General features: G+C 50.7%; 9 protein-coding genes. All 9 read right to left on the minus strand.

What is annotated here, in order from left to right:
* Positions 1–10 precede the first annotated feature (10 nt).
* The 9 genes from LKH74_RS06240 to LKH74_RS06280 all read right to left on the minus strand — a co-directional run bounded on the left by LKH74_RS06240 (position 11) and on the right by LKH74_RS06280 (position 14,619).
* A complete protein-coding gene (locus LKH74_RS06240; RefSeq protein WP_287788691.1) occupies positions 11–661 on the minus strand; it encodes a WxL domain-containing protein in 651 nt (216 codons plus the stop codon).
* 284 nt (positions 662–945) lie between these two features.
* Entirely contained in the window at positions 946–1,608 is a 663-nt protein-coding gene (locus LKH74_RS06245; RefSeq protein WP_135368603.1) for a hypothetical protein, read from the minus strand.
* 955 nt (positions 1,609–2,563) lie between these two features.
* A complete protein-coding gene (locus tag LKH74_RS06250) occupies positions 2,564–3,937 on the minus strand; it encodes an amino acid permease (RefSeq protein WP_135368604.1) in 1,374 nt (457 codons plus the stop codon).
* Between the two features lie 204 nt (positions 3,938–4,141).
* Positions 4,142–4,660 (minus strand): GNAT family N-acetyltransferase, encoded by a 519-nt coding sequence (locus LKH74_RS06255; RefSeq protein WP_125577557.1) that lies wholly within the window; start codon positions 4,658–4,660, stop codon positions 4,142–4,144.
* Positions 4,661–4,888: 228 nt separating this feature from the next.
* Entirely contained in the window at positions 4,889–5,335 is a 447-nt protein-coding gene (locus LKH74_RS06260) for a flavodoxin domain-containing protein (protein WP_287788693.1), read from the minus strand.
* A 254-nt stretch (positions 5,336–5,589) separates the two neighbouring features.
* On the minus strand, positions 5,590–6,792 hold the full coding sequence (locus tag LKH74_RS06265; RefSeq protein ID WP_287788694.1) for a trans-2-enoyl-CoA reductase family protein: 1,203 nt from the start codon (positions 6,790–6,792) through the stop codon (positions 5,590–5,592).
* A 201-nt stretch (positions 6,793–6,993) separates the two neighbouring features.
* Entirely contained in the window at positions 6,994–7,989 is a 996-nt protein-coding gene (locus LKH74_RS06270) for a tRNA dihydrouridine synthase (protein ID WP_135368608.1), read from the minus strand.
* Between the two features lie 381 nt (positions 7,990–8,370).
* Positions 8,371–14,151 carry an MBG domain-containing protein gene (locus LKH74_RS06275; RefSeq protein ID WP_287788696.1) on the minus strand — a complete coding sequence of 1,927 codons (5,781 nt, stop codon included), beginning with the start codon at positions 14,149–14,151 and terminating at the stop codon, positions 8,371–8,373.
* Positions 14,152–14,208: 57 nt separating this feature from the next.
* The gene (locus LKH74_RS06280) at positions 14,209–14,619 is read right to left on the minus strand and encodes a hypothetical protein (RefSeq protein WP_135368610.1); all 411 of its coding nucleotides are present in this window, start codon (positions 14,617–14,619) and stop codon (positions 14,209–14,211) included.
* Positions 14,620–14,624 lie beyond the last annotated feature (5 nt).

Here is a 14,624-nt window from a genome sequence, read left to right on the forward strand (position 1 = left end):
TCAGTTAACCTCATTGTGGCGTGTCACTTAATTGCCACGTCAACGTTGACGTGTAGGTCCCTGGCAATTGCCCTGAAGGAACCGTCAAGTTGACATTGTCCATCGCGTAACTGGAATCCCAAATCCCTAAACCGCCTTTAGCAGGGGCACTAAAGACGACTTGGTTGTCACCAGACCCAGTCAGTGGGGCACTGTCTTGGGTTGGTGCCGTTGAAGGGTTGCCACTGTTACCAGCAGCGACGTCAGCGGTCCCCAAGGTCAATTGGGCCCCGCCTAACGTGTCACCGTCAGCATCCGTAAATGGCGTGTTCTTCAACTGAACGGTCCACCCGGAAGACAGGCCGGGATTAGAAACTTCTAGGGGTGCACTCAACGTACTTGCCGTGTAACTCCCATTTGACTTGCTGTTAGGCGCAATGTTGGCCCCAAAACCAATGTCAGGCGCCGAATCCAAGGAAATCGCCGCATTGGGACTCATGTCAAATTCCGCCGTGGCAGTCGTGCTGTCACTGGTGACGGCCGATGAGCTACTACTGCTACTATCGCTGCTACTAGACGTGTCCGTCGTCGCAGCCAATGCAGGTGCAGCGCCCACTAATCCAACACCAATACTCAAAACAGCCAGACTACGCAGTAAAGTCACTTTTAATCTGCGTGTCATCATGCTCACCTCTCTAAAATAAGTGCTACACTCCTCGCGCGACAACGCATGATATCGTTTAAAAATGTAGTCCATTGATTACCGGCTTTAGTATAAACGAATGACCCTGGTAATGGCTGAGTCACCCAGCAAATGACCACCTAACTTGTTCCGTGCCGGCCACTAGGTTCGCCGACCTTCATTCTCTATGATTGCTTTACGGACCAATCACTTGATCCAATTAAGATAATACCTGCTCCCAACAAAAAAGACCAGACTTTAGCTGGCCTTTCGTATCTAGTCATTTAATGGTGGTGACCGCTCACGGTTAAGGCTAGTAAGCCGTTTAACCATTCACGGGTCTGGTCATCGGGTGTCCCCTGAATCTGAAAGCCCATGGGTTCAAACAGCGCGTCGACGGCGGACCACTGGACCTGACCGTCTTGAAAGAAGCTCTGGGTTAACCGCTCGCGTTGACTGGGCGTAATCGGCGTGGCCATCACGGTCAGTAAGTTCACCGCCAATTGGTCGGCAATGAGGCCCGCGTACGCCGTAGCCGTCAGGGGTTTGACGATTTGCCGCCGGGTCGCCAACGGGACGACGGGCCCTTCGCGCAACAGTAGCTTTTGCCAGCGCATGACCTGCCCCGCTAACACGTAGTAAAATTGCCACGGCACCTGATTGCCAATGCGCTTGAGCGTCACCGCCGTCGTGGCCGCAATGTCCCACTGCACCTGCTGTTCGCCGGCGGCCATGGCGGTGGTCAGCCACTCGCTAAAGAAACGCTGGACCGTCGCGTCGACTAGCGGCGGTAACTTGCTGCCCTGCACCAAGTGGTACCGACCCAACAGAAAGTCTGCTACCTGGTCCCAGTTGATGGTATTGCCCGCTTGTTGTTGCTTGCGCCGCTTGAGTTGACGCAGTTGTTTCAGCCGGCTTGACTTGCCGTAATTGCCTGGACGACTCATGTTTGTTCGCTCCCTTTTCCTTTAGTCATGACAACATCATACCGCAAATCTGGCGGGATTTGAACTGCTGGCATTGCTGACTCTGGCTGACGGGATAGTGGGGAGCTGGCCGCCTACCGCGGCGCGCAAGATGCGTTGGTACGCTGTGGGCGGACCGGTCGAGCCAAAGAGCGGTCTCGACGCCTCGCTTTGAGCCGGAAATCACGTCTCAAAGACGCCAGTTCCCTAAACGGCATGGCCCGCGCCGTTAAGGGAACTCCCACGGCTGAACGCATCTTACGCGCCGCTCCCGGCTCCGGTGGTGGTTGGCAGTAATGCTGGTTTAGGTCCCCGGATTGGCGGCTGTGGGTTGGCAGTCATGACCATTGGTGATGACATGACCAAACCAGCAGACATCGCATCATCTGATTGCTGCCGGCACTGGTTTCGTCAATCCCAACAGCTGAAGGTTGAAAGACAGAAATCAGCTGGAGCTACTGCTAGCATGCGACTTATAGCGTCAAAAATAGTCGTTTACAGCCACACAATACGAACTGGCCGGCTACGGTAGTGCGTGTTAGTAACAGTTGCCTTAACCCCAGATAGCAGATGCATTGACGACTAGTCTTTGGTTATCACAGTGTCACTGATAACCTCCACCTTGCCGGAGGCAGCCAGGGTGGAGCCAGCTGTGTCGGCGGTGTTGGCTGAGGTTCTTTCTCAGCCTACAGCGCGGGACGACTTGAGAGACTGGCGGATTTTGTCAGGCTTTCAAGCGAGGCGGAAGACCGCCCCTCAGGCTGGAGCCGTTCCTCAGAGCAGGCGGAACCCTGGCTGACGCAGGCGCCTGGTTTCACCAATTTTAGGTGTTGGAACGCCGTCGTTGTAGCAATCAACGCGTTAATTTTACTTTCAACCTTTAGCCCAACAGTAAAAAAACGACCGGGACACCTAAAGTCCCAGTCGCTCATCTTACTTATTTATCATTATTCGCAGCCTTTTCGCGAGGCTGGTATTTCTTGAAGTAGATCACGGTCATGATGGCCAAGAAGACCACGCCGACCAGGATGGAGACCCGCGTTTCGGGGTTCAGGAACATAAAGATCAGCGTGATGGCCAGGAATGCCAGCGTGATGTAGTTGGACCACGGGGCGAACGGCATCTTGAACGGATGCTCGGCCATGTGCTGCTGGTTTTGCTTGCGGAACTCGATTTCGCTGACCAGAATCACGAACCACGGTACCATCCCCGGCAAGACACTGGAACTGTACACCATGACGAAGATCTGACTGGCGTCCTTGAAGAACATCGGCAAGACCACGTTGAGCACGATCCCAATCGCAATCCCCAGTGAAATCGCGATAACGGAGTAAAAGGGCACCCCATGACGGTTCAGCAGCGTCACCTTGCGTGGCAACTGCCCCTTTTCCGCCAGGGTAAACGCCATCCGGCTGGCACTGTAAATCCCGGAGTTAGACCCGGATAAGGCCGCCGTGATGACCACGAAGTTGATGATGGAGGCCGCCGCGGTGATCCCAATCTTGGCAAACGTTTGAACGAACGGTGAGCCGATTTGGTTCAGTTTATCCCACGGGTAGATGGAGACGATGACGAAGATGGCCCCCACGTAGAAGATCAGGATCCGCGCTACCGTCGAACGAATCGCGGACACCAGGGTGTGTTGCGGGTTTTCCGCTTCCCCGGCCGTGACCCCGATCAGCTCGATACCTTGATACGACGCCAACACGATGGCCAGCGCGAAGATGAAGCCCTTGGCGCCACCGGTGAAGAAGCCGCCGTGCGTCCACAGGTTACTGATACCGACCGCGTGACCGCCGTTCCCAAAGCCAAATAAGATGACGCCCAACCCAGCGATGATCATTAAGATAATGGTGACCACCTTGATCAAGGCAAACCAGAATTCGAGCTCCCCGAACATTTTAACGGAAATCAGGTTGGCGACACACAGGAAAGTGATGGCGATCAGGCCGGGAATCCAATCCGGCAGGTTCGGCCACCAGAAACGAAAATACCCGCCCAGCGCAATCATTTCACTCATGCCGACCACGATGAACTGGAAGATGTTACTCCAGGCCGTCAAGAAGCCAAACACGGGATGCATGTATTCGGAAGCAAAGGTCGCAAACGACCCAGTGGTGGGATGGACGTACAACATTTCGCCCAGCGCCCGCATAATTAAGTAGAGAAAAATACCAGAAATAATGTAAGCGATGAGGACGGAAGGTCCCGTCCACTTGATGGTGGAACCAGACCCCATAAATAATCCAACGCCGATTGTACCGCCCAACGCAATCATCTGCATTTGGCGGGCACTTAGTTTTCTCTGCAATCTAATTCCTTCTTTCTATGATTTGGATAATTAAAACTTCATGAGGAAAGGTTACCTGATTTGGCCCCTTTCCGCAATGTTTTTTTCGTAAATTTAGTAAGACACTGTTTCAGTATGCCGCAAAACCAGTTGGCTTTCAAACGTCTCTCGACACAAAAAAGGCCGTTAACGGCGATGTACCGGTAACGGTCTCGGGTGATTTTTTTAAAGAACTTTTTCGTAAACGAAGCAGACATCGTCTGGATGGTAAACGCCGACGATTTGGCCCGCCTTAACGAAACCGAATTTTTCAATCAGATGTTGCATCTTGGCGTTGTCGCGGTGCGTGTCGATCCGGATGCTTTCAGCTTCGGGATGATTCTCAGCGATGTAATCGAATAAGTCGCGGAACAACTGGGATGCGTAGCCCTTCCCTTGATGATGGGAGAAGATGGCGACCCGGTGAACCGTCACGTACTTATCGGTATCCTTTTGCCATTCACCTTGCAGCGTATCGTAGGCGTGGTCTGGCGCTTCGATGACGGCAGCGACACCCAACGTTTCGTGGTCATCACTGTTGTAAATCACTGCCCGGCCGTCTTCGATATCACCCTTGATAACGTTGCGGTTCGGGTATTCATTTTGCCATTGGTCGATGCCGGCATCGGCGAGTTGCTTCTTGCCGTCTTCGATAATGTCACAAACTAAGTCTAATTCTTCAATCTTTGCTTTCCGTAAATACATGGTGGTCTCACCTCATCTTAAATTTTTTCTTACTCAACTGAAGGTTGCAAGACGAAAATCAGCTGGCACTGCTGTTATCATGCGACTCATGATGCGAACTGGCCGCCTACCGTTCGCCAAATATGGGTTGGAACCCTGGCTGACGCAGGCGTCTGGTTTCACCGATTTTAGGTGTCAGAACACCGCTGTCACGGCAGTCAACGTGCTAATTCTAGTTTCAACCTGCAGTTACTCAGCCAAGCTAGCTAAGACGCGCTTAGCCAGTTGGTCGACGCGGGCCCAGTCGGCGTCATCGGGATCTTGATCGATCTTGACCGAATCGGCGACCTGTTCGCCATTGCTGGCATTCAGCTGGATGGTCAGGTAATCCACGGCCCGGCCAAAATGGATGTGCTTCTTCGAGCTGGAACCCAGCACGGCAAATTTTGTCCGCGCCAAGTCGACTTCTTTCAAGTCAGCAAAGAAGTCTTGGGCTTCATCCGGCAGGTCGCCGTCGTGGAACGTGTAGCTGACCACGATGACGGCATCGTTAGCCGGTAAGTCAAAGGCATCGGCTTGCGATACCTCGGTGACTAACGTCTGCGCCTGAGAAGCCAGTTGCGCCTGCAAATGACCGGCAATCGCTTGGTTGCGGCCAGATTGACTGGCGTAAATGATTTGAATGGATGGTGTCATAAGTTAAAAGTCCTCTCGATTCCACCAGCCTCCCCACAGTGGGCAAACTGGAAACTGCTAAGTATTATAGCCCTTTTTTCTCAGATTCCCTAGCAAAAAGCACCGTTTCTCGCCAATTTTTAATTGATGGCGGTTGCAAGCAAACCCCGGTGTAGCGCTACCAATCCCGCTCGTTCGTTGTGTCAACGACCTTTCCGACCGGCGCACCCAATAAAAAAACGACACCGCGGTGGCAGTGTCGTTTGAGCACTTGGCTAGTCTGTGGCTAATTGCGTAAAGGCGTCGTGGTCCATGGTGTCAGGCACCCCGGGAACGTCAAAACCGTTTAACTGGCGAAATTCGCGCCGGAACTGTTGGTACCCGGGCATTGTCGTGCTGAAATGATCTGGCGTCAGCTGGGGCAACAGGTCCTCGACCGCACCCTGGACTGCCGGCGACAACTCCGCGGCGTCGGGCCGCAACCGACCACGGCCATCGACGACCCGTTTCGTCCCGTAGACCATGTCGCGGAACAGCCGGTCGATGTGAGCCACGGGTTGTTCATGGCCGCCGCGTTGCTGTTCGACTTGGTACAGCGCCATGCAGTAGCGCGAGAACCCCGGAATGACCACGGACGCCTTGGTGGTCACGGAACGGTTGACGCTAATCAGCGCCTCGCCGCCCGTCTTGGCCAATTTGGCCTGAATCTTGTGAGCACTGGCCTCGGCCGCACGCTTGGCCTGTCCCAGCGTCCCGTCGTGGTAAATCGGCGCCGTGACCCGCGGGCCTTCGTAGGAAAATAGAATCGTCTTGAAATTAGGCGCTAAGACGCCGGCAGCCTGCAGGGCGTCGACCCACAGCTCCCAGTCCTCGCCGCCCATGACGTGGTTGGTAGCGGCGACTTCTGCCACGCTGGCGGGTTCCAGTGTCGTCTTGACTAGACGCTGATGTTCCAGGTCGACCGTGTAGTCGGTCACCGGATTGCCCAGTGGCTTGATGACAGAACGCCAAGCCTCAGCAGGGTTGTCCGGATTCTTGCGTTTCGGCGCCGCAATCGAGTACACCAGCAGATCTAATTGCCCCCCAAATCGGTTGCGAATAAATTGGATGACTTCCTGTTTGGTTTGTGGCAGGAACACATCGGCATTTAAGTTGTTGGCAACGAGCCCCGCTTGAGCGGCCTGTTGCTTAAAGAACCGCTGATTCCACCAGCCGGCCGTTCCCAAGAAATCGGGGCGCGGTGGCCGCTCGTAGCCCACGGACAAGGTGGCGGCCCCCATCCCAAAAGCCGCGGTGATGCGGCTGGCCAGGCCATAACTAGAGGAGCCGCCAAGAATCAACGCGTGCTTGGCCCCGGTATAGTGCGGTTTTTGCGCGACCGCCGCAATCTGCTCGGCCATCATCCGTTGCAAGCCCAGTGGATTCACCGAACGCGCCACGTTGCCTTCAATTTTTTCCGTAAACGTCAGCTGTGTCATACCATTTCACTCTCCTAGGATCTTTCCTCTAACTTACCACTTCTCACCGGTGGATTGATAGAATTTTGCCCGAAGAAAAGCGTGGGGATTTCATCAAAGCTGGTGGCGCTTGCTTTAGCTAGCCGAAACGTGGGCCAACAGGCACCTGATTCTGCTTAACCAAAAAAGCCACGCCATCCCCGCGGACAACGTGACTCGTATTTAATCCGTAAATTCGGAAGCCGCCAACAACTGACGAACTTCGTCTGTCGTGTGCGTCTCCATCATCGCGTTCCGCAGGCTAGCGGCGTTGCGTTGGTTGCGCACGTAGATCTTGAAGAACCGCTTCAAGGATGCGAATCGTGACGTGTCGAAGCGTTTTTCGAAGTCGTCGTACAGGTCCAGCTGGTAGTTCAACAGGCCCAACAATTCCTTGATGTCGTGTTCTTGTGGCGTCTTTTCAAAGGCAAAGGGACTGGTGAAGATGCCGCGGCCAATCATGATGCCATCGACGCCGGGGTGTGCTTGCGCCAGCTTGACGCCTTCCTGGTAATTTTCGATGTCGCCGTTCAGCTGTAACAAAGTGTGTGGCGCCACCTCGTCGCGGAGCTTCACGATGTCGTCGATCAGCTCGTAATGGGCGGGCACGCGGCTCATTTCCTTTTTCGTCCGCAGGTGAATCGTCAGCAACGGGATGTCTTGTTCAAATAAGAACGTGAGCCAATCGCGCCATTCATCCAACCGGCTGTAACCTAGCCGCGTCTTCACACTGACGGGCAGGCCAGCCTCCTTGGCACCGGCAATCACGGCCGCCGCACTGTCGAAGTTGCGAATCAAATCGCTGCCCCCGTGGTTCTTGATGACCGTGGAATCGGGACATCCCATATTCAGGTCGATGGCCTCGTAACCCAGGTCCTTGACGGCCACAGCCGCGCGGGCAAAGGCGTCATGGTCGTTGCCCCAGAGTTGAGCGACCGGCATGTGGGCCTCTTCGGGAGCGACGTACAGCCGACCTTGGACGGTGAACTTAGCCTTGGGGTGGGTCACACTGATGGCGTTGGTAAATTCCGTAAAGAAGACATCGGGCGCCGCGGCCCGCGCCACGACGCGCCGGAAAATGGCGTTGGTCACGGCCTCCATCGGTGCCAAGCTAAAGAAGGGCCGGTTTTCCGCCCGTGCGTGGTCCGCAATTTTTTGCCAGTAAGATGAATCAGACACGATAAAATCTCCTTGTGTAGTTAAATTTGATGTTTAGTCCGGTTTAACGCAGTCCATATATTTTACCACGTTTGCCGAGGAAAGCCAGGAAAACCGATTAGCGCGGGAGTTTGTGTGGGTGGTCACGATTGAAGAAGTGACGATTGATTTGTTGGCAAACACCGCAACAACTCCTTTCCACGACCAATCTAACTGTCTGGTTTTCGGCTCTGTGAGAATCGGTTAACCTCGCCCCTAATACCCTCAAATGGTCTTGGGGTAAGGGCCACACAGAGTAATCAAAAAGAGGCTCAACTCGTAAGTGAATTGAACCTCTCAGATTCTCGGTTAACCAACGGCCACTTTTCCAGCCCAATGATTAGCGTAATTTTGCATAACTCATTAATGACGTCGACGGAAAATAAATGGTACGGCCAACAATGTCAACAGCAATTCACCTAAACGAACCAAAGAACTCTCATTCTCTTGTCCCGTTTGCGGTAACTTCTTTTCCTGCTGACCATGCACACGCTTAGTTTCTGCGAGATTACGCGTATGTCCCGCGTTGGAAATTGTTGCAGACTGTGAGTAGCGATCATTCATTTCATTAGCAGTTTGTCGGGTAAAGAATGGGACTGTCCCAGACTTATCAAATTGAACAATAATAACGCCACCATTATTATCTGACAAAATTGTACGCAAGGAGCCGGGAGCAACGGCTTGTTGTTCAATAAGATAACCATTTCTCAGTTCACGAATGAGTCGTTTAGTCGTTACGGGATCATAGGTATAAATTATCTTACTGCCATCCGGCCATTGTTTGGTAATCGTCACGGGTTTCTCAGGCTCACTCGTAGATTCATCGGTTGGTGTGTCAACAACCACATTGTGACTAGCTGGATAGTGCGTAATCGTTGGCTGCGTATCAGATTTATCAATCTTAACCACGATTGTACCACCATTACCATCTGGTAAGGTCACACTCGAATCACCAGGGTCAAACGACTTGTCACTAACAATTTTGCCATCCGCTTGTTGTTCCGTGACCTCTCGCTCACCAGTCGTTGGATTCGTTGGATTATAGGTGTATGTGGTGATACTCCCATCATTCCACTTCTTGATAACCTTAGTGACATTCCCAGTTGAATCTTTCTCAGTAACCGTTACGTTACCAGCTGAATCAACATCGCGTCCTAAGACCTTCAGTTGACCAAGAAAAATTTTCACCGCATAGTTTGAATTGTTGGCCGTTGCGCCAATCGTGTAAGTCCCAACCTCCTTACTATCTGGTTCCACATAATGCAAATCTAATTCGGAAAGTGACTCCCCATTAATCAAAGTCCCATTAACCAACTTAGCTTGATTTTCAGGATCCTGGTGACCTGCGTACATCGTCTGATCGACCACTTGAACGCTAATTTCGCGTCTATCAATGTTTAATTGTCCAGGATTAACCGTAACCTGGTAGTTTTGGCTGTCTGCCGAACCACTAATCGCGTAGGAACCAACATTTTCTCCAGCCTGACGGGTTAACGTGACCCCCAAAGCTTGCTCCGAATCACCATTAACTAGTACTTGGTCGCTAGTCTTCGTCAGACTTAAAGTGGGATCACTGTCGCCATAGATCTTATGTGGACTATCGGCGGTAACTGTTACCGGCCGCTTAGTCACCGTTAAAACACCATTTTTAATGGTGACTGCATAGTTGGCATTCGTTGTTGCTCCCGAAATGACATAGGTGCCGACATTTCTAGCAGTTCCACAGCTCAACTGCAACTGTAAATCGGCTGGCTGCTGCGTTTGTGGTAAAGGCGTTTGCGTACTTACTTGCCACGTCAACTCAGGATTAGCGTCTCCATAGACTTTTGTTTGATTGTCAATAGTGACGGTGACTGGTCGTGGATCAATTAGAAGCGTGCCACTATCAATGCTAATGTCATAGTTCTTAGAATTTGCGGAGCCACTAATCATGTAACGGCCAACGTTTTCACCTGACTGTCTCTGTAAGGTAACCTGCAAATCTGATGGTAAATTCTTAGCTAGCAATGGCGTTGCGCCCGAAACCTGCCATGTCAATTGTGGATCGTCTTCCCCATAAACTTTACGCTGGTTGTCTACCTGAATCACGATGGCTCGTTTGTTAATGGTCAGTTTAGCTGTTGCTATTACAAAAGTATAATTATTACTCTTGGAAGCTCCGCTAATCGTATAAGTCCCAACGTCTTCTCCAGAATCACGCGTCAACGTTAATAAGTCTGATAATTTTTGACCAGCTGCAAGCGTTGAACCATCAGATAATTGACAGGTCAATGTTGGGTCTGCTTCGCCATAGATCTTCTCTTGAGGATCAACTGTGACTGTAACCACCCGCGGATTAATCAAGAGCGTTCCATCGATAAACCGAACATCATAATTAGGATTATCAAATGTTCCCGTAATAGCATAGTGACCAACTTCTTCACCAGCCTGCCGCTGCAAACTAACGTTTAGCATATCGCGGGTATCGTTCTTAGTTAGGCCTTCTTGAGAAACAATCTCCCACGTCAAATCCTGATCGGTTGAAGCCGTACCATCATAGGTTTTACTCTGATTATCAATCTGAACGGTAATCGCCCGTTTAGTTATCGTAAACGTTCCATCTTTCACCGTCACATTATAGTTAGACGTCGCAACATCTGATCCTGTAATTTTGTAAGTTCCGACTGATTCACCCACATCTCGGCTCAACGTAAAGTCCTTATCGGTTAATTGATGCCCATCAACAAGTGTATCAACTAATACCAGTTGTGGGTCATCATCACCATACGTTTTCGACAGGTCCTTGGCCTGCACCGTCACTGGCAAGCGGGCAATCGTGAAAGTCCCTTTGTTGACCGTAATCTTATAATTACTGTTAAGCTGCGAACTCTCACCTTCAGTAATGTCATAAGTACCGGCATTTTCGCCAGCAGCACGGGTCAAAATCACACCAAGTGAATCGAGCGTATCGCCATTCACCAGGCCATTTGCGGAATCACTAGTCAAATCAAGTATAGGATCACCAGCCGTACCAAAAGTCTTACCGTGATTGTTCGCAGTTACCATAATCTGACGCGGCGTAACCGTCAGCTTAGCTGTACCAAATGACGTGAACGTATAGTTCTGGTCTTTGGCTAATTCAGCTTGAGCTTTCTGCGTATAGCGAATCGTGTAATTACCATTGGCTTGTAACTTGGTAATGTCGGTAACGACATTGCCACTTCCATCGACAACTTCAAAATCAGCCGAACTTACAGTGTGGTCTGCATCGGCCGTACCTAGACTACCCGTGAAAGCTGGCCAAGTACCCACCGTACCGTCAGCCGCATGACCACCGCCATATTCAACCGTAGCTGCGTCAACAGTTGCTGCAGTTTCCACCGGCTTGATTGTCAGCATCGCTGAGACATAAAGCCCGATCTTGTCGTTATTGGGGTTCAAGCTCTTTAAATAAGCTCGCCCAGCATCAGTCAATTTAAAGAAATAGTTGCCAACTGCCTTGGGGGTAACTGGGGTCCCGTCAGCCGCATCAGTACTGTAAAAGGCATAGTAGTCAGGATTGTTAAAATCAGCTGATGTCTCTGTTCCGTTAGTCCAGAAATCAGGGCCGAAGCTGACGACATCAGCTGGAATCGTAATCGGACTGCCATAATCTTCACTCCAAGATTCGAACGTTGCCAAACTGCTTGCCGCATCTGTATTGTTATTATCCAAATTTGTCAAATCAGCTTCAAACGATACCAGCAGGTTTTGAACTTTTTCCAATGAAGCATAACCATTTTGGCCGTCTTCATAAATATCGTTCGCTGCCGTGGCACCCTTAGCGGCTTCAAAATCCGCTTTGGCTTCCCCATTGGCTACAGAAATGTTGGTATAAATATCACTGACCGATTGCAGTAAGGCTTGCGCATCATCTTTTTGCGCCTGTGTCAGACCAGTAATTTCCATGAATTTATCGTACATCTGCTGTGCTTGCGTTTTATAAGTATCCGCTTTTGTCTGGTTATCCGTTGCTTGTGCTTCCCAATAATCTAAAGTACTGGTCGTTGGTAAGAGTAAACTCCCACCGGCTTGTGGATTGGCTTCATCCGTTGAATCTGTAGCGCCGGCGTTGCCAGTCGTAGACCAATAGTAATCACTACTAGTAATCGTTTTACCACCACTGGTAACGGCCTGACCGTTTGAATCAACTAATGGCTGTTGATTGAAGTTATCGGAAACGGACTGCCCTGTCCCAGCCATGACTGTCCCGGTCGTCACCGTCTGGCCATCAACTGTCTGGCCAGTGCCGACATAGTAATGGCTAATTGGTGTGGCTGTGTCATTGGTCGTTGTCGTATCCGTTCCCGTATTCGTTGACCCTTGATCAATCGGTAATTTATCATCGGCAACTTCTTCGCCAGCCTCTGGTGCAGCCAAAGTGACCTTTGTTGGCGTATACCCTGGTATTTGCACTAAAGTTGGCTCCCCATCCACTGCGACCACCGTTACTGGATCTAAGCCTGCAATAGGTTGTCCAGTCTTCGAATCAACCGGGGTCACCTTAGCTTTAAAGGCTAACCGCACGGGAATCGTCACTGACTGGTCATCTCTATCTTGGACCGTATAACTGTAGTACGTATTATCAGCAACGCCCGAATTGTCAATTGTCTTAGCCGTTCCCGTACTGCTAGGGGTCTGAGCGCCATCAATGACATACACGTTGCCGGCACTATCAGTCGGCAAAATGGCAATCAAATTAGGATCGACTAATCCCGCTGCAACCGCTCTTGCCGCTGCTGCTTGCGTGGAAAAAACCGAAACCGTATCCCCAACATTGGCGATTGCTTGTACTTTTGCCTGATCAAGTAAGGCTCCCTGATCGGCGCTATCCACCATTTGATAATCTAATGGCATTGTCTTGGGCGTATAGGTAAATTGGTCGATCCGTGCAGAGTAATCGTTCTGGCTCCCACCGGTAGAAGCAGCAATCGAGATGGAATAACCTTGGCTCGTATCCGAAATTTGTCGCACAAACGTCTGACCACCAAGCGTAACTGTCAACGTCTTTTTGGCCGCATTATAATCCATCGTAAAATCGTTTAACGGATTCGTCGACCGGTTGTTTAAGTTAAGCCTACTTGCTAACATCCACTCACTGGAGCTCGCTACGCGTTGCAAATTACCATTGCTGTCAGTCGTTCGCCAACCAAAATAAGGTGTAGACGGATCATTCTTATCCGAATTAGGATATTCGTCAAAAACGAAGCCAAAGGCGTTGGCCAGGCCACCAATACCCAAATCACCACCGGAACCACCCTCAGTGGCTTTCTCTGGGTTACCAGGGGCAAAAACAACCCCGACACTGTCAGCACCACCACTAGTCTTGGTCCCAATTCCTAACGCACCTGACAACGAAAAGTCGTGGCCAAAGTCAATTTCATGTTCAAATGAAACGTGGGCAACTTGATGCCCCGTTATGGAGGTTTTAGTGCCGTACTGTGAATAAACATCATGGGCATCATTTGATGTCAACGCAACACTGCCGTCTTTGCCAATCGTTTGGACATGCGTGTTTTTAGTTGGATTAACGTTTTTATCGTTATTATCCCGATCCACGACCGTCGCCGTAAAATGATCGGCAATCTGGTCAGCTGTCAAATGAACCTCGGTATTGTCGACACCAATTTCAGTCGTCCCATCCTGTGAAAGAACTGGGTACTGACTGCTACTATCCGAAGTCTTGTCCTCAGATGTTCCGTTCGTCGAGTCATCTGCTGCTGAGGGTTCTGGTATAGTTGGCGTCAGTGGTTCACTCTCAGAGACCGGCTGCTTGGTCGCATCTTTAGCTGCGTCGTCATCGGGTGCCGTATCCGGATTTAAGTTTTCATCTGATTCCTGGCTAGCTGGCGCAACCGGAGCTGCACTTGACTTCACGCTTGACCGCAAGGCTACTTGTGATGACGGCTTTTCTGAGTCTTTCACCGTCTTAGTCATCTGACCAGTTGCGGTTGAATCCTCGGTCGCTGCATGCGCATCCACTGACCCACTCCCCTCGGCCAAAGTTACCGCCGATAAGGCCACCACTAGGCTCCCAAAGAGTCGTGTCTTTACTTTCCAACCCGTATGTCCTTTGTACAGAATAAAGTTTTTCTTGAACCCTTGATTTGCCATTTTTTGTTTCAAGACTTAACTTCTCCTCTCGTATCCTCTAAAATCCGCAATGACTATCCTGGCCGACTGTCAAGAATCAGCCACCGCTTGCTCTTGCGCCAGTTCGTAGTATTCAGGCGCAATAATTTCATGTTCTAAGTATTGGGGACTCCCCTGCAGGCTCAAAGCACTCTGCCACCAATACAAATCCCGTTTATCAAAAAAGTCCGTGAATCCTTCCGCTAATGCGCCATATTGGTCGCGCTCGATAAACAGCAGTAACTTAAATAAATAATCTAATTTCGTTTGAGACTCTATGTACAAATCACATGCCTGACTTCTGGTCAGCTTGTCGTCGAAGAGGTAAGGATGCAGTTGTGGTCGAAGAACCTTTGGTAAATTTAATGTATTTTGAAGAGACAGCAACGTCTTACGTAGGTCTTCCATTCGACCGTTAATATTCGCAAGAGTCTTTGAATACGCTTCACTGTAATCTGTCATAAAAA

It is taken from the genome of Levilactobacillus sp. (genome assembly GCF_022646225.1).
GTDB classification, from domain to species: domain Bacteria; phylum Bacillota; class Bacilli; order Lactobacillales; family Lactobacillaceae; genus Levilactobacillus; species Levilactobacillus suantsaiihabitans.